Origin of the sequence: Izhakiella capsodis, assembly GCF_900115045.1 — a bacterium.
Lineage (GTDB): Bacteria > Pseudomonadota > Gammaproteobacteria > Enterobacterales > Enterobacteriaceae > Izhakiella > Izhakiella capsodis.
This window is the reverse complement of sequence record NZ_FOVC01000005.1, coordinates 135019-151541: the sequence shown is the minus strand read 5'-3', so window position 1 is coordinate 151541 and position 16523 is coordinate 135019. Positions and strand designations below refer to the sequence as shown.

The following is a 16523-nucleotide window of genomic DNA, read 5'->3' as shown; positions in this document are numbered from 1 at the left end:
GAGATTTGCTTAGCGATGACGAACTGCGCGCAGAAACTCCTGACGGGTATTCTGGCTCGATTTGAACAGACCTCCCAGTGACGTCGTGGTCGTTGCGCTGTTCGCATCACGGATACCGCGAGCTTTAACACAGTAATGTACCGCATCGATTAACACCGCAACATTGTTAGTGCCAAGCAGTGTCTGCATAGCGACCAGAATTTGTTGAGTCAGACGCTCTTGCACCTGTGGACGTTGGGCAAAAAATTGCACAATTCGGTTTATTTTCGACAGGCCAATCACTTTATCTTTCGGGATATAAGCCACTGTGGCTTTGCCATCAATAATAACGAAATGATGTTCGCAGGTGCTGGTCAGCGTGATATCACGCACGGTAACCATTTCATCAACGTTCATCTTATTTTCAATCAGGGTAATTTTGGGAAAGTTGGCATAGTCCAGACCGGAAAAGACTTCGTTAACGTACATTTTAGCAATGCGATGTGGCGTTTCAGCCAGGCTGTCATCGTCGAGATCAAGATTTAGCAGCTGCATTATTTCCGTCATGTGGCCCGCGATCAGCGCTTTACGCTTATTATCATCCAGTTGGTGAACCGGCTTGCGCAATGGGGTTTCCAGACCACGGGTTACCAGAGCATCATGAACAAGCCTGGCTTCCTGACTCAACGTCGGCATAAAGGGTTTTCTCCAGCAGGGACCAAGGCCGGAAAAATTCCGGCATACATTCTGACCGGCTATTCTGGAGCACATCACGATTGCGATCCAGTGAAACCGAGTACAGCCCCGTGAAATGGTTTCATTTGCTATTCTGGCGTTCAGGCTACGGGAAAAAAAATCACCACCATCAATACCATCGTCCAGCCTATATCAAAGTGAATAAAACGATATTGGCGCGAGCTGTTGGCGCGTTTGGAGATTCACGTTAAAAGTCCCCTTTTCCATACCCCCCTTGAGGCGGTTCCCGGCTCAGATCATTGCGCGCGCTGCGTTCCCACCACTGACCCTATCCACTCTCCAGTCTGGCTATTTCAGGACGTTCTGTTGTTTGCCCTGTCAGGCTTGCGGTCATTAGCCGTTAGCGATATGCTCACTAAAAATGAACAGTAACAGTAAACTTAGTTACAATTAAAGAATAAATGGATCTGATTCAACTGCGTATGTTCTGCACCGTAGCAGAGACTGGCTCGTTGGCACGTGCAGCGGAAGTGCTGCATCGCGTGCCGTCAAACTTGACGACGCGCCTGCGTCAACTGGAGCAGGAACTCGGCGCAGACCTGTTTATTCGGGAAAAACAGCGTATCAGGTTATCGCCGGTCGGCTACAATTTTCTCAACTACGCCCGGCGCATCCTGGCGTTAAGCAATGAAGCGCTAAATATGGCTCACAGTGGCGATCCTGCCGGTCAGTTTCCCCTTGGCGCGATGGAGAGCACCGCTGCCAGCCAACTCCCCGCATTGCTTGCCACCTATCATCAGCGTCATCCGCAGGTAAATCTGTCTCTGAGGATCGGCACCGCCGAAGAAATCACCGAGCAAGTGCGAATGGGCACCCTGGCAGCGGCGCTGGTCCATAATCCGATCAGCGATGATGAGCTGCATCGCTGTGTGGCCTTCAATGAGGAGTTAGTGCTCATCTCCTGCGCGGATTTCCCTGATATCACAAGCCCGGGTGGAGCCGCAAATCAGAGGCTATTTTGCTTTCGCCAAGGCTGTTCTTACCGCAAACAGCTAGTAAACTGGTATGAAAGTGCCGATGTTCAACCTGGCACGATAAATGAAATCCATTCCTACCATGCCCTGTTGGCCATCGTCGCCAGCGGAGCCGGGCTGGCAATTATTCCTACCAGCGTACTACAGCAATTATCCGGCCACGAGAGGGTAAAAACGCACCCCCTTCCCGATGAGATGAGCCATGCTCAGACCTGGCTTATCTGGCGCAGTGAGGCTTTTACTCCCAATGTGAACGCACTCAAATACTTAATTATTACGCTTTTTGGACAGCAGAAATGTGATGAAATTAACGAGACCTGAACGGATCCGGTTAACTTATCGTCACCACTGACCACCGAAAAAATGCAAACTGGAGAACAGAGATGAAAATGATTAAAACCCGTGCTGCTGTTGCCTGGGCCGCCGGCGAGCCGCTGAAAATAGAAGAGGTCGACCTGATGCCGCCACAAAAAGGCGAAGTGCTGGTACGCATTGTGGCAACGGGCGTTTGCCATACTGATGCCTACACGCTGTCAGGGAAAGATCCCGAAGGGGTTTTCCCTGCCATTCTTGGTCATGAAGGCGGCGGCGTAGTTGAAGCGGTCGGAGAAGGTGTTACCAGCGTTGAAGTTGGCGATCATGTGATCCCTCTTTATACGCCGGAATGCGGTAAATGTAAGTTCTGCTTATCCGGTAAAACCAATCTTTGTCAGGCGATCCGCGCAACACAGGGCAAAGGCTTGATGCCGGATGGCACCACGCGCTTTTTTAAAGACGGCCAGCCTATTTTCCACTATATGGGCACCTCTACCTTTTCGGAATATACCGTAGTACCGGAAATATCACTGGCAAAAATCAGCCAAGAAGCACCGCTGGAAGAGGTTTGCTTGCTCGGCTGCGGCGTCACTACCGGCATGGGTGCGGTGATGAATACGGCAAAAGTGAAACCCGGTGATACTGTGGCAATCTTTGGCCTCGGCGGCATTGGATTATCGGCGATAATTGGTGCAAAAATGGCAAATGCCGGGCGTATTATCGCTATCGATATCAACACCAGTAAATTCGATCTGGCTCGCAAACTGGGTGCCACTGACCTCATCAATCCAAAAGATTATGACAAACCCATTCAGGATGTCATCGTTGAGCTGACTGACGGCGGCGTGGATTTTTCTTTCGAATGTATCGGTAACGTGAACGTGATGCGCTCCGCGCTGGAATGCTGCCACAAAGGCTGGGGCGAATCTGTCATTATCGGCGTTGCCGGTTCAGGCGAAGAAATCGCTACCCGCCCCTTTCAGCTGGTTACCGGACGCGTCTGGCGCGGTTCTGCCTTTGGCGGCGTAAAAGGTCGCAGCCAGCTGCCCGGCATCGTACAGGATTATCTTGACGGCAAGTTTACCCTTAACGATTTTATTACTCACAACCTCAAACTCGAGGATATCAATCAGGCATTTGAGCTGATGCATGAAGGGAAATCTATTCGCACCGTCATCCATTACCGCTAAACAGGAGCAACTATGAGCACCCTGGAGTTACTGGAGAATCATCGCCTGTTTGGCGGCTGGCAGCAGCGTTATCGTCACTATTCGTCCAGTCTGAACTGTCCGATGACCTTTAGCATCTTTTTGCCGGAACCGCGCGGCACCAGGCTGCCACCGACGCTTTATTGCCTTGCTGGCCTGACCTGCACAGATGAGAATTTCAGCAGCAAAAGTGGCGCTCAGCGCGTCGCGCAGCAACTGGGTATTCTGTTGGTAATGCCGGATACCAGTCCGCGCGGCGACAAGGTTGCTAACGACGAGGCATACGATCTTGGCCAGGGCGCAGGCTTTTATCTTAATGCAACTCAGCCACCCTGGAGCGAGCATTTCAGGATGTATGATTACATTCAGTCCGAGCTTCCGCTGCTGATTAGGGATAACTTTGACATCGATGAGCGACAGGCGATTATGGGCCATTCGATGGGGGGACATGGTGCCCTGATGCTGGCATTGCGCAATCCGGGCCAGTTCACCTCAGCCTCTGCCTTTGCGCCGGTGGTAAACCCCTGCGACGTACCCTGGGGACAGAAGGCATTCCGCACCTATTTGGGTCAGGATGAAACGCAGTGGTGGCAGTATGATAGCTGTCATCTGTTGCGGTGCGCTGAACATCAGTTACCCATGCTGATCGATCAGGGCGAAAGCGACCAGTTTCTTGCCGGGCAGCTGCAACCGGAGCGGCTGGAAGCTATCGCCAGTGAGAAGAATTATCCGCTAACCTTGCGCATTCAGCCTGGCTACGACCATAGCTACTTCTTTATCAGTAGCGTGGTAGAGGATCACCTGCGCTTTCACGCTCAGTTTTTGTTCGACTAAAACCACGCCCCGTAACGGGGCGTGGTTTTTATTCATAATTCCATCAGAAGAACGACAAACCCGCACTTAACGCACTCGCCACGAAAATAATCCCCTTCAGCTTTCAGCCCGGACGCGCAACCAGCCCGTCGATAAATACCTGGGGGATCCCTCGACTGCAACACTCAATACGGCTTTGCACACCGTATGTGCGCGCAAGGTTTTCTGGGGTGATGACCTGCGCCGGTTCGCCGCTATCAATCAGCTCACCGTTGAGCAGCAAAAGCACGTGTTCGCCGTGGCGCAATGCGATATTAATATCATGCACGACCACCACGGTAATGATATGACGTTGGCGGGTTTCACGTGCAATCAGATCCATGACATGGAACTGATAATTAAGATCCAGCGCGCTTAGCGGTTCATCAAGTAACAGCAGCTCTGGCCGTCGAATCAATGACTGCGCCAATCCCACCAGCTGCTTCTGCCCGCCGGAGAGTTGATCCAGATAGCAAAGTGCCAGCGAGGCAATGCCCAACTGCTCAAGCAGCGCCATTGCTTCCGCTTGTGCCTCGGCTCCCGACTTGCCAGAGGAGGCCTGACGCGCAACCAGAACCGATTCCAGAACGTGCAGATGCACCCCGGCAGGCAGCGACTGCGGTAGATAAACGACACGTTCAGCACGGCGGGCAAAGGGCTGCGTCTGTAGCCCCTCACCATTCAGCCATAGCTCTCCCTTAGCCTGGTTTAATCCGGCCAGCGCCCGCAAAAGGGTCGATTTCCCGCAGCCATTCGGCCCCAGCAACACGGTTATTTTTCCGCGCGGCAGCGGTGGCACCGTCAGATTCTCGATCACCTGCCGTTTGGCATAACCGGCGCTAAAATTGCAAATGCGAAGCCCCTGCATCATAGACTTGCCCTGTAACGCAGAATGATTGCCAGAAAGAAAGGTATGCCGATTAACGCGGTGACGATCCCAACCGGAAGAATGACGCCGGGAAGCAAATTTTTCGCCGCTATTGATGCCAGTGAAAGCACCAGGCCGCCAGTCAGCGCACTGGCGGGCAGATAGTAACGGTGATCCTCACCACACAGCAGGCGAGCAATATGGGGGGCGACCAGACCAATAAAACCTACCGGGCCGACGAAGGCCACTGCCAGCGCGGAAAGGATGCTGATGCGCAGTAACGTACCCAGTCGCAAACGGCGCACGTTGATACCAAAACTGGCGGCGCGATCCTCACCGAGACGCAGAGCGGTCAGCTTCCAGGCGTTGAGCATACTCCACGGCATAAGAATAATCAGCGCCAACGCCAGCACCGCCAGCTTTTGCCATGAAGCACGTGCCAGACTTCCCATCGTCCAGAACACCAGTCCTTGCAAGGTATCTTCACTCGCAATGAACTGCATCATTGAAACCAGCGCGTTGAAGGTAAACACCAACGCTATGCCAAATAACACCACACCGGAAGTTGCTACCCGCGTCCAGCGAGTTACCGCATCCAGCATCACCGCAGCAAACAGTGCAAATGCAAAAGCGTTGGCGGAAATAACCCAGCGGTCAGGGATACCCGGAAGGGTTATACCGGCAACAATAGCCAATGCGGCGCCGAACGCCGCTGCAGAAGATACTCCCAAGGTAAAGGGGCTTGCCAGGGGATTATTCAGAATGGTTTGCATCTCGGCGCCAGCCAGCCCGAGAGCCATACCGACAACGACCGCCATTAATGCATAGGGCAGACGGATATCCCAGACGATCAATCGGGTACTGGGATCGGCCTGCGCCGGATAGATCAGCGTATCGGCCAGTGTATGTAATGTCAGCCCGGCAGGACCGAAGGTAAAATCCAGCGCCAGCGATGCGAGGATTGCCAATAGCAGCAGCAACATCAGCCATAAGCGATGGCGCAAAAGTTGGTGATAATGACGGAGTTGATCGGTTGGAGTTCCGGCTTGTAGCCGCACAGCAGATAGCCTCAAGCCCATATTCTATTCGCCTGCCATTCACTGAACGCCAGATTTTACCGGCGTCAGGGGAAATGAATCTATTTATCAGACCGCCCTGCAAACAGCGGCCAGTGGTATCATGCTGGTGGATAGTATCATCCGGACAATGTTACCGCCGCCATTTCACAAGAAGCTTAATTGTAAAAATTAGCAGTAATAGGTAACGATAAAAAAAGCACCCATCGGGATGCTTTTTGCCAATTCATCAGCGCTTTTTACTCAGGCCAGAGAATTCCATTTCGCTATACTTGATAAAACGCGTTTTACGTACCAGCTTATAGCCGAACCATAACACCAGAAACAGCGGAATGCCGATGTAGGTCGCTGTTACGCCATACCAGTCGATGCGCGCCTGAAGAAACGCCTGATAGTTTTGGCCAAGCGTGATGGCTAAACAAAGAATGAAAGCGAAGATCGGCCCCAGTGGAAAGAGAGCCGAGCGGTACGGTAAATCGGTGACGTCATAACCCTGCATCACATAACCTTTACGAAAACGGTAATGGCTGATAGCAATGCCTAACCAGGCAATGAAACCCGTCATGCCGGACGTATTCAACAGCCAGAGATAAACGGTCTGATTACCAAACATCGAGCTAAGGAAGCACAGCGCGGCAACTAAGGTTGTTGCATACAGCGCGTTCCGAGGTACCCCACTGGCGGACAGTCTGGCAAAAACCCGGGGGGCTTTCCCTTCAGTGGCGAGGGTATAGAGCATGCGCGTGGAAGCATAGATACCCGAGTTGCCTGCAGACAGCACGGCGGTCAGAATAACCGCATTCATTACTGCCGCAGCTGACAGTAACCCTGCATGGCGAAATACGAGGGTAAACGGGCTGACGCTGATATCTTTAACATCGTTGCGCAGCAGGCTCGGATCGGTATAAGGAATAATCAGGCTGATAATCAAAATCGCGAAGATATAAAACAGCAAAATACGCCAGAACACCTGACGCATCGCCCGGGGGATATTTTTCGTTGGATTTTCTGACTCACCGGCCGCGATGCCGATCAGCTCGGTGCCTTGAAAAGAAAAACCAACGATCATCGCAACACCGATCATTGAGGCGAAACCACCAACAAAAGGCGCATCCCCGATATGCCAGTTATGCCAGCCGGCATCTTTGGCGCCGTGTAAAATGCCCCAAATCATCAGAGTGCCGACCACAATGAAAATAACCACCGTGGCAACTTTTATCAGCGAAAACCAATATTCCGCTTCGCCGAAACCTTTCACCGAGATGTAGTTCAGCAGAAACATCACGCCAAGAAACAGCGCGCTCCATACCCAGCCGGGACTATCCGGAAACCAGTAACTCATAACCAGCTGTGAAGCAACCAAATCGACAGCAATGGTCACAGCCCAGTTGTACCAGTAGTTCCAGCCCAGAGCGAAGCCGAAGCCTTCTTCAACATACTTCGCGCCATAGGTTGAAAAAGACCCCGATACCGGCATAAAAGCAGCAAGTTCGCCAAGACTGGTCATCAGGAAATAAACCATCACCCCGATCAACGCATAAGACAATAACGCGCCCCCCGGGCCTGCCTGAGAAATGGTTGCTCCCGAGGCGACAAACAAACCGGTACCAATCGATCCACCAATGGCGATCATTGTCAGATGACGAGCCTTAAGCTCGCGACGTAATGTTGTGGGTTCTGTTCTGTTAATATTCTCAGCCATATTAAAACGCTGTTCAAAGTAAAAAATAGGGCGCGATTGTATCAGAGCGCTTTGACTGATATAGCATTAACCAGGAGTTATTAGATAGCTTCATAATCAGCGAGGGATTATAAGCGCTTTGCGTTATAAAAAAAAAGCCTATGCTTCAGGAGCATAACTGAGAAAACGCGCCAGCGCCGTTGACAGATGCTTCTGCTTGTGGTGAATACGGTACAATGTACGCTTCAGCTGTCCCAGTGGCGCTGGCAGCGGTACTTCTACCAGCGTGCCACTTGCCAGCTGCTCGGCAATGACCCGACGGGATAAACAGCTGATCCCCAATCCATACCTGACGGCGTGCTTGATGGCCTCTGAATTACCCAATTCCATTACCATCTGAAATTTCGGCAGGTGTGAAAGCAGTAGATAATTAACAATTTCGCGCGTTCCTGACCCGCTTTCCCGCAGGATCCAGGGGGCAGCAGCCAACGACGTTAAGCTCGCTGACTCACGTAACAACGGGGAATCGGGGGCGGCAAACACCACCAGCAGATCCTCAAGCCAGGGTTGAGAGATCAGCTCTGCCATGTGGCACGGGCCTTCAATCAAACCAATATCGACGCGAAAATCGATAACAGCATTTATCACATCCAGGCTATTGCCGACGCTGATATCAAGGGGCAGATCGGGATTCTCACGGCGATATTTCGCTAGCATCGCCGGCAAGATGTAATTGCCGATAGTACTGCTGGCATAGATTCGTAGCGCACCTTTATCTTCATGAAACAACTGCTCAATTTCGCTGGTTTGTTGCAGCAGCGCGACAGCCCGTGGGTACAGCAATCGACCATATTCATTAATCATCAGACGCTTACCTACACGATCAAACAGCTGTACCCCAAGTTGTCCCTCAAGTTCTGCCAACGCCGCACTGACCGCTGACTGGGAAAGCGAAAGTATCTGAGACGCCTGAGTCGTAGAGCGACTTTTCAGCACCTCGCAAAAAACCGCTAGCTGACGCAGCGTAATGTGCATATATCCCGATCCCCGTCTTCGTTGTCATAAGGCTCATTGCTACTGGCCGCCGTTAAGCTGCGGAGGCTAACCACAGCGGCAAGCGTTAATTTCATACTTAACAAAATATTCCGATTGATTATAACTATATAATCAATTTTTCTTTTAAACCAGCAACCGGCACTCTCTTTCCGATAACAAAGGAGATAAGCAATGGCCGATATTTGTCTGGCTAAACATCATCGTAACCTGGGGCATTTTCTTCCCGGACTCATACTGACAGCCTTGATCGCAGCAGCGGCTATCTGGCTCGGCAGGCTGCCTTAGGTCATCGGTTTCGGGCTTGGGGCTCTGACGCTGGCGATCATCGCTGGCATTATTGCTGGCAATACCCTCTATCCGTCTCTATACCGATACTGTGACGGCGGCGTTTTATTCTCTAAGCAGATATTATTGCGCGCTGGCATCATCCTTTACGGCTTTCGTCTGACCTTCCAGCAGATTCTGGATGTCGGTGCCAGCGGCATCTTGATTGATATTCTCACGCTGAGCAGCACATTCATGCTGGCCTGCTGCCTGGGACGGCGTTTGCTTGGTCTGGACAGGGAAACGGTCTGGCTAATTGGCGCGGGTAGCAGCATCTGCGGTGCCGCTGCCGTGCTGGCGACCGAACCGGTGATTAAAGCCGAGTCATCAAAGGTAGCAGTCGCAGTGGCGACAGTGGTGATTTTTGGTACGATCGGGATTTTTCTCTACCCATTCATGTGGCGTGAATTTGCCCATCTGATACCGGCTATGGACGCAGCACAATACGGCATTTACACCGGTTCGACGATGCATGAGGTGGCACAGGTAGTCGCTGCTGCTCATGCGGTTAGCCCTGAGGCTGAAAATACGGCAGTCATCGCCAAAATGCTGCGGGTAATGATGCTGGCTCCTTTTTTAGTGCTGCTGGGTATGCGTGTCAGACGCACCGAACCCACCCGGGAGGGACATGTCCGAAAGATAACCTTCCCATGGTTTGCACTGGTTTTTATGCTGGTGGCACTGTTTAACTCTTTTCATCTGCTGTCTCCGGCGCTGATAAAAAATATCGGTCAAATCGATGATCTGCTGCTGGCAGTGGCAATGGCAGCCCTGGGACTGACCACACATCTCAACCAGCTGCGTAAAGCCAGCCTGCGCCCCCTGCTTCTGGGATTGATGCTGTTTATCTGGCTGATTGTCGGCGGCGGCGCCATCAACTTGCTGATAATGCATGTGTTGCGCTGAGTTCTTGCGTTATGATGACGGTTTTGATTGCTAAACGGCCAATTAACTGGAGGGCAGGCATGAAATATATCGGCGCGCACGTCAGTGCCGCAGGCGGTGTAGATCAGGCGGTAATGCGCGCACATGCGCTCGAGGCGACGTCTTTCGCCCTGTTCACGAAAAATCAGCGTCAGTGGCACGCTGCGCCTTTGAGTGAGAAAACGATCAGCGCTTTTCGTGCGGCTTGTGAGGAGTATCATTTTACCAGCGCACAGATACTTCCTCATGACAGCTATCTGATCAATCTTGGTCACCCGGTCAGTGGGGCACTGGAGAAGTCACGCGAGGCTTTTATCGATGAAATGCAGCGTTGCCAGCAGTTGGGTCTGAGCCTGCTTAACTTTCATCCCGGCAGCCATCTGCACCAAATTAAAGAAGAAACTTGCCTGAAGCTAATTGCTGAATCGATTAATATCGCGCTGGATAAAACGCAGGGCGTGACCGCAGTGATTGAGAATACCGCCGGTCAGGGCAGCAATCTGGGCTTTGATTTTTGTCATCTGGCAGCCATCATCGAACATGTCGAAGATAAATCTCGCGTCGGCGTCTGCATTGATACCTGCCACGCCTTCGCCGCTGGCTATGACTTGCGTAGCGAGGAGACCTGCGCGGCAACCTTCGCAACCTTCGAAGAGCAGGTGGGCTTTAACTACCTGCGAGGAATGCACCTCAACGACGCCAAAAGCACCTTTAAAAGCCGGGTTGATCGCCATGAAAGCCTCGGTCAGGGCAATATCGGCAAAGCGGCATTTAGCTGGATAATTAAAGATCCCCGTTTTGATGGTATTCCGCTTATTCTGGAAACGGTAAATTCCGATATCTGGAAAGATGAAATAGTCTGGTTAAAAAGCCAGCAATACAGCTGAATATCCGGGGAGCCATTAGCCGGGCCTGAAGTGGTACTGACCGAAGCGGCGATATAAAGAGATTGCGATAAAACGAAGGCTCCCTCACGGAAAGCCTTCGTTTATCCACTGATTATCCCTGAACGATGGCAGATGTCGCGGGAGTCTCCGCCTCAGGACGTTTGAGTATCGCATATCCCAAACCCGCCACCAGCGTACCGACAATAATCGCTATCAGGTAGCCAACAACGGGTGTTATCGCACCGGGAATAAGCAGCACGAACAAACCACCATGCGGTGCCATCAGACGGGCGCCTACGTACATAGAGATGGCGCCAGTAATCGCACCGCCAACGATGCAGCATGGCAGTACCCGCATGGGATCGCGCGCGGCAAACGGAATTGCCCCTTCAGTAATGAAGCACAGCCCAAGCACCAGAGACGCTTTGCCACCCTCCTGCTGATTTTTGTTAAATTTACTGCGTGCAACCAGCGTTGCCAGACCCATTGCCAGCGGTGGTACCATGCCTGCGCCCATAATCGCCGCCATTGGACCATAGGTTTGTGAGCTCAATAGGCCAACGCCAAAAGCATAAGCAACCTTGTTTACCGGGCCACCCATATCGGTACACATCATGCCGCCAAGGATAGCGCCCAGTAATACCGCATTCGCCGTACCCATATCCGCCAGCCAGTGAGTCAGCCAGGTCATGATGCCGGCCACAGGCGTACCTACCACGTAAATCATCAGCAGTCCGGTAATTAAACTGGCAACCAGCGGGATAATAAGTATTGGCTTCAACGCCTCCATGCTTTGCGGCAGTTTAAGTCTGCTGCTGAGCAACCTGGCGGTATATCCGGCAATAAACCCGGCAATGATGCCACCGAGGAATCCGGCGTTAATAGTGGTCGCCAGCAGGCCACCAATCAAACCAGGCGTCAGACCCGGACGGTCTGCGATGGAAAATGCAATAAAACCAGCCAGCACCGGCACCATCAACTTGAAGGCGCTGTTACCACCAATTTCCATTAAGGCAGCCGCCAACGTTCCCGGCTCCTTGAACGCGGTGATACCGAAAGCGAAGGACAGCGCAATGCACAGGCCGCCCGCAACCACCATCGGCAGCATATAAGATACGCCGGTCAGCAAATGGCGGTAGGGTCCGGATTTTTGCGTTTTTTCTCCGCCCGGGCTGGTGCTGGTTCCGCCCTGTGGCTGCCAGGGCGTGGCTTCACGCTGTGCCGAGTCCAGTACCTGTGCCGTTTTTTTCAGGGCCATGCCGGTGCTGGTGCGATACATGGGTTTACCGGCAAACTTCGCCAGGTCAACTTCTATATCCGCTGCAACGATCACCAAATCAGCCTGAGCAATTTCTTCCGCGGTGATGGCATTACCCGCCCCCACTGATCCACGGGTTTCGACTTTACACCACCAACCGCGCTTTTTAGCTTCCGTTTCAATTGCCTCAGCTGCCATAAAGGTGTGTGCTACGCCGGTAGGACAGGCAGTCACAGCGACGATGCGTTTGGCCGTGCCGCTGCTGCTGGCGCTCATCGATGCCGGTCGCTGCCAGGGCTTAGCCGCTTGCTGCGCCTTCGCCAGCTCTTCTTTCGGCTGACGCAGCATTTTTTCGACCCCGACGATATAAAGCGGTTTGCCTTCAAGCTCCTCGCGATCGGGTACCTGCTCACCAATCACGATCACCTGTTGTGCTTCGCTGAGCTCTTCTGTCAGCGTTATACCTGCTTGTGCGGCTGCTCCGCTGGCAAGCTGTTTTGCCAGGTAGCCCGTGGCCACTCCTAGCTGAGAATCAATTATCAGCAGCGTTTTCATCATACCTCTCCTGCTGTCAGTGAATGGGTTTCAGCTCAACACGCGCCATCATGGCGGCTAGCTGAGGTCGATCGGTGATGCCAACACTGCTCTGACTGACCGCCAGTGCGGCCACACCGGTCGCAAGACGCAGCGTGTGCTCACTGGATTCACGCATTAACAAGCCATAAATCAGGCCGCCAACCATTGAATCTCCGGCACCGACGGTGCTGACCACCTCACAGGCCGGCGGTTTCGCTATCCATTCGCCGGAAGCGTTAACCCACAAGGCGCCTTCTGCGCCGAGCGAAATGACTACGTGGGCAATCCCCTGTTCACGTAGCTGATGGGCAGCGTCGATGACATCTTCAAGCGTCGGCAGCTTGCGCCCCGCCCACACTTCCAGTTCGCGGCGATTAGGTTTTACCAACCAGGGTGCGGCTTTAAGTCCTGCAACCAGCGCCTCACGGCTGCTATCAAAAATGATGCACGGGCACTGCATCCGCAATTGCGTCATCCAATGGGTGAACGCCTGAGGGCTGACACCTGCCGGCAGACTGCCGCTGACGCACACCATATCAAACTGGCCAAGCCAGGCCAGCGAGTCTGTGGTAAAACGCTCCCAATCCATCGCGCTCACATCGAAGCCTGAAAAATTTAGGTCGGTTACCTCACCATCTTTTTCGGTCAGCTTAACGTTTATACGCGTGCGGCCCGGGACCACCTGAAAGCGGTTAGCAATACCCAGCTCACTGAACAGCTGTTGAAATCCATCCTGATTTTCCCGGCCGAGGAATCCACCAACAGTGACGTCAATCCCCAGATCCTTCAGGACTTTGGCAACGTTTATTCCTTTACCTGCGGCGTGCAGCCCTGTGGTTTTTACCAGGTTCACTTCCCCACGCTCAATTTCGCCACAATAACCGACAAGATCATAGGCTGGATTAAGGGTAATAGTCGCTACGCGTCTGCTCATGCTGCCCCCTCCCCGAGGCCACTCATGATGGCTTCTTCAATCGCATCCAGTGCCTGGCGGCTGTCAGGCCCACTGACGCTGAAACGCAGGCGGTGTCCTTTTTTGACACCGAGAGCAACTACTTTCATCAGGCTACGTCCGTTAGCGGGCTTGCCGCTGCCATCCAGGTTGGTAATAGTGACATCACAATCAAACTGTTTGATAACGCTTACCAGCGCAGTGCCAGGACGGGCGTGCAGTCCGTGCTCATTGCGTATGGTAAAATCAGCGGTCAACGCCTGTTCATCATGGATCACACTCCCGGTAAGCAACGCGATTATCTCTGCCGCATCGGCATGCAGCAGTTGGTCACCCTTCTGCTGCGTTAATAATTGACTCAGATGATTTAACACCTTGTGCGGAGCGTCGTCGGTAATGGCAACGGTAATCAACAGCGCAGCTTTTTCCCCTTCAACGTCAAAAGGCACAGCTGCACGGCTGATCGCCACTGCACTGCTCAGGTTCCCGCTGATGCTGTCGTTGAGCCAGATACCCTGCCCGAGGTTGAGAGGGGAACGGCCAATCGTCTGGCTGATAAATTCAGCATCCACAGCGCCGGCCTTTTGCAGGCGTCCGGCGTTGAGCGCCTGCAGCGTGATTAAGTCTTCAGCAGCAACCTCAGTAGCAATCAGCGAGGCGTCGAAGCGAAATTCAACCGGTTGCCTTTCCCCCATCAACTGCGCCCTCAACTCTTCTGCTGAGTCGGTTTTACGCAATTTTTCAGCCACGCTTTCATCGCTGAGGACGTGCGTCAGCTGTCGTAAAAGCGCCAGGTGTTCATCAGATTTTGCGGCAATACCAATGACAATGAACGCTTTTTGCCCTTCTCCCCAATCAATACCTTGTGGGAACTGGAAAACCTGTACGCCGGTTTTTAGCACCTTGTCACGGGTGTCTGTCGTACCATGAGGGATAGCAATACCGTTACCAAGGTAGGTTGAGGTTTGCTGTTCACGCGCCAGCATGCCCTCGATATAACCTTCAGCTACGTTGCCTGCGTCAACTAACGCACCGGCAACCTGCTGGATGGCCTGCTCTTTATTACTGGCTGCGGCGCCGATGTGAACCGCACTGAGATCAAGCTGGAACATAGTTCTCCTCTCCACCATATTTGAATCGTTTCAGCTAACTGGCAAAATTGACATGCTATCTGCCGCGGCAAAGCTGAACCAACGTCATGCTGAAACGTTTCAATCAATTTGAAGTGAATCACTCCTGATGGCAAGTATTAGTGAAGATCAGATAATAAATTTTTGATGCTACGCACACTTTATCGCGACGGGAACGAATACATACCTTCGTAACAAGATTGAGCTGACGCATTGCTGAAGCCCTGATTAAAGATAAATACAAAAATTGAAGAATACTTGCAGTGCAGGCAGAACAATTAGTGCGGTATGGCTCAGGCAGATAAATTAAACGCCGGAGAGCACTGTTAATTAGCGTCCTTAATAGTAAAATTTTGCCGTCCTTATTTAGATGAAGTAATGATTATGTCTACTCCAGGCGTGCTGATACGCCGTTTGCTGAATCTGCAGGCGAGCGCCTTTTTGCTGGTTGCTTTCTTTTCCGGCGTGGCCAGCGCGCTGCAAACGCCCACGCTGAGCCTCTATCTTTCCAGTGAAATTCACGTCAGCCCGATGCTGATAGGACTATTTTTTACTATCAACGCCCTGGCCGGCATCGTTGTCAGTCAGCTTCTGGCCTCCTATTCTGATCGGCGCGGTGATCGTAAAACTTTAATCCTGCAATGCTGTTTGCTGGGAGCTGCAGGTGCGCTGCTCTTCGCCTGGAGCCACAGTTATTTTTTGCTAATAATTATCGGAACATTGCTGTCTGGTTTCGGCTCTACGGCTAACCCGCAGATGTTCGCGCTGGCACGCGAACATGCCGATAAAACTGGACGTGAAGCGGCGATGTTCAGCGCGGTAATGCGGGCACAAATTTCACTTGCCTGGGTCATCGGTCCACCGATTGCTTTTATGCTTTCAGTCAGCTTTGGTTTCAAAACCATGTACATCTGTGCAGCCGTCGCCTTTGTCGCCTGCGCTCTGCTGGTGCATTTTTTTTTACCGACGATGCGCAAAACCGTTGTCGCCAGGCATGATAAGTTACAGCCGCCACGGCGTAACCGGCGCGATACGCTGTTACTTTTTATCGCCTGTACTCTGATGTGGTGCGCTAACAGCAGCTATCTTATAACCATGCCGTTGTACATTGTTAAAGGATTGCATCTGAATGAAAAGCTGGCCGGTGAAATGATCGGCCTCGCGGCCGGGCTGGAAATTCCGGTAATGCTGATTGCGGGTTATTTCGCCGCTCGTTTCAGCAAGCGGCGTCAGTTGTGCATCAGTGCGGCAGCAGCGGTGATATTCTATAGCGGAATCTTGCTGACCACTTCACCCACGTTGCTGCTGTCACTGCAGTTTTTCAATGCGTTATTTATTGGGCTGGTCGCGGCAACGGGTATGCTCTACTTTCAGGATTTAATGCCGGGCCAGGCGGGAGCTGCCACCACCTTGTTTACCAATACCAGCCGCGTTGGCTGGCTAATTGCTGGCCTGGTGTCCGGTGCGACGGCCCAGCTGTGGGGCTATCACAGCGTTTTTCTATTGACGCTGGCGATGGCAGCGGTAAGCCTCGGCTGCCTGTGGCTTATCCGCAAGAGCTGAACATCACGATGCTCTATTCGTCGCCTTTGCCAGAGGCGCGATTACTGGTAATAAGCTCAAATCAATAACAGCCTGTCATCCCGGCGTATTAATCGTGGTCTGCGCTTTGTTTCGCTTGCCTGATTCTAATGGTGCGGGTAACCT

The 16523-nt window shown here is 52.5% G+C and carries 13 protein-coding genes and 1 pseudogene; 6 read left to right on the top strand and 8 right to left on the bottom strand.

Annotated features, from left to right (window positions below):
- Positions 1-9: 9 nt before the first annotated feature.
- Positions 10-675, bottom strand: a complete 666-nt coding sequence (gene folE / locus BM191_RS09535; protein WP_092877524.1) for a GTP cyclohydrolase I FolE — start codon at positions 673-675, stop codon at positions 10-12.
- 461 nt (positions 676-1136) lie between these two features.
- Here folE and ptrR point away from each other — a divergent pair, with 461 nt between their 5' ends.
- The 3 genes from ptrR (at position 1137) to fghA (ending at position 4066) form a co-directional block, all read left to right on the top strand.
- Positions 1137-2030 (top strand): putrescine utilization regulator PtrR, encoded by an 894-nt coding sequence (gene ptrR, locus BM191_RS09530; protein WP_092877522.1) that lies wholly within the window; start codon positions 1137-1139, stop codon positions 2028-2030.
- Between the two features lie 62 nt (positions 2031-2092).
- Positions 2093-3214 carry an S-(hydroxymethyl)glutathione dehydrogenase/class III alcohol dehydrogenase gene (locus BM191_RS09525; protein ID WP_092877520.1) on the top strand — a complete coding sequence of 374 codons (1122 nt, stop codon included), beginning with the start codon at positions 2093-2095 and terminating at the stop codon, positions 3212-3214.
- A 12-nt stretch (positions 3215-3226) separates the two neighbouring features.
- Positions 3227-4066, top strand: coding sequence for an S-formylglutathione hydrolase (gene fghA / locus BM191_RS09520; protein ID WP_092877518.1), 840 nt, complete (start codon positions 3227-3229; stop codon positions 4064-4066).
- A 103-nt stretch (positions 4067-4169) separates the two neighbouring features.
- On the opposite strand, the gene BM191_RS09515 is transcribed toward fghA, so the two are convergent.
- From BM191_RS09515 to yieE, 4 genes are all read right to left on the bottom strand, one after another.
- Complete coding sequence (locus tag BM191_RS09515; RefSeq protein WP_092877657.1) at positions 4170-4952, bottom strand: ABC transporter ATP-binding protein; 783 nt, start codon at positions 4950-4952, stop codon at positions 4170-4172.
- Positions 4952-6031, bottom strand: coding sequence for a FecCD family ABC transporter permease (locus tag BM191_RS09510; protein ID WP_092877516.1), 1080 nt, complete (start codon positions 6029-6031; stop codon positions 4952-4954). Before BM191_RS09510 ends, BM191_RS09515 begins: the two co-directional genes overlap by 1 nt.
- Positions 6032-6257: 226 nt before the next feature.
- Complete coding sequence (locus tag BM191_RS09505; protein ID WP_092877514.1) at positions 6258-7730, bottom strand: amino acid permease; 1473 nt, start codon at positions 7728-7730, stop codon at positions 6258-6260.
- A 138-nt stretch (positions 7731-7868) separates the two neighbouring features.
- Positions 7869-8744 (bottom strand): DNA-binding transcriptional regulator YeiE, encoded by an 876-nt coding sequence (yieE, locus tag BM191_RS09500; protein ID WP_092877512.1) that lies wholly within the window; start codon positions 8742-8744, stop codon positions 7869-7871.
- A 192-nt stretch (positions 8745-8936) separates the two neighbouring features.
- On the opposite strand from yieE, the pseudogene BM191_RS09495 reads away from it, so the two are divergent.
- Positions 8937-9995: pseudogene (locus BM191_RS09495) on the top strand (YeiH family putative sulfate export transporter).
- 59 nt (positions 9996-10054) lie between these two features.
- Entirely contained in the window at positions 10055-10900 is an 846-nt protein-coding gene (nfo, locus tag BM191_RS09490; RefSeq protein WP_092877510.1) for a deoxyribonuclease IV, read from the top strand.
- 112 nt (positions 10901-11012) lie between these two features.
- Here nfo and fruA read toward each other — a convergent pair whose 3' ends face one another.
- The 3 genes from fruA to fruB are packed head-to-tail and all read right to left on the bottom strand — an operon-like array spanning position 11013 to position 14798.
- Complete coding sequence (gene fruA, locus BM191_RS09485; RefSeq protein WP_092877508.1) at positions 11013-12713, bottom strand: PTS fructose transporter subunit IIBC; 1701 nt, start codon at positions 12711-12713, stop codon at positions 11013-11015.
- A 16-nt stretch (positions 12714-12729) separates the two neighbouring features.
- Entirely contained in the window at positions 12730-13668 is a 939-nt protein-coding gene (fruK, locus tag BM191_RS09480; RefSeq protein ID WP_092877506.1) for a 1-phosphofructokinase, read from the bottom strand.
- Complete coding sequence (gene fruB / locus BM191_RS09475; RefSeq protein ID WP_092877504.1) at positions 13665-14798, bottom strand: fused PTS fructose transporter subunit IIA/HPr protein; 1134 nt, start codon at positions 14796-14798, stop codon at positions 13665-13667. The genes fruK and fruB overlap by 4 nt, the downstream gene beginning before the upstream one ends.
- 402 nt (positions 14799-15200) lie before the next feature.
- On the opposite strand from fruB, the gene BM191_RS09470 reads away from it, so the two are divergent.
- Positions 15201-16379 (top strand): MFS transporter, encoded by a 1179-nt coding sequence (locus BM191_RS09470; protein WP_092877502.1) that lies wholly within the window; start codon positions 15201-15203, stop codon positions 16377-16379.
- Positions 16380-16523: the final 144 nt, after the last annotated feature.

Bases quoted from the DNA above. Each gene is read 5' to 3' on its own strand.
- folE (WP_092877524.1), bottom strand. From the start codon at position 675: ATGCCGACGTTGAGTCAGGAAGCCAGGCTTGTTCATGATGCTCTGGTA.
- ptrR (WP_092877522.1), top strand. From the start codon at position 1,137: ATGGATCTGATTCAACTGCGTATGTTCTGCACCGTAGCAGAGACTGGC.
- BM191_RS09525 (WP_092877520.1), top strand. From the start codon at position 2,093: ATGAAAATGATTAAAACCCGTGCTGCTGTTGCCTGGGCCGCCGGCGAG.
- fghA (WP_092877518.1), top strand. From the start codon at position 3,227: ATGAGCACCCTGGAGTTACTGGAGAATCATCGCCTGTTTGGCGGCTGG.
- BM191_RS09515 (WP_092877657.1), bottom strand. From the start codon at position 4,952: ATGCAGGGGCTTCGCATTTGCAATTTTAGCGCCGGTTATGCCAAACGG.
- BM191_RS09510 (WP_092877516.1), bottom strand. From the start codon at position 6,031: ATGGGCTTGAGGCTATCTGCTGTGCGGCTACAAGCCGGAACTCCAACC.
- BM191_RS09505 (WP_092877514.1), bottom strand. From the start codon at position 7,730: ATGGCTGAGAATATTAACAGAACAGAACCCACAACATTACGTCGCGAG.
- yieE (WP_092877512.1), bottom strand. From the start codon at position 8,744: ATGCACATTACGCTGCGTCAGCTAGCGGTTTTTTGCGAGGTGCTGAAA.
- nfo (WP_092877510.1), top strand. From the start codon at position 10,055: ATGAAATATATCGGCGCGCACGTCAGTGCCGCAGGCGGTGTAGATCAG.
- fruA (WP_092877508.1), bottom strand. From the start codon at position 12,713: ATGAAAACGCTGCTGATAATTGATTCTCAGCTAGGAGTGGCCACGGGC.
- fruK (WP_092877506.1), bottom strand. From the start codon at position 13,668: ATGAGCAGACGCGTAGCGACTATTACCCTTAATCCAGCCTATGATCTT.
- fruB (WP_092877504.1), bottom strand. From the start codon at position 14,798: ATGTTCCAGCTTGATCTCAGTGCGGTTCACATCGGCGCCGCAGCCAGT.
- BM191_RS09470 (WP_092877502.1), top strand. From the start codon at position 15,201: ATGTCTACTCCAGGCGTGCTGATACGCCGTTTGCTGAATCTGCAGGCG.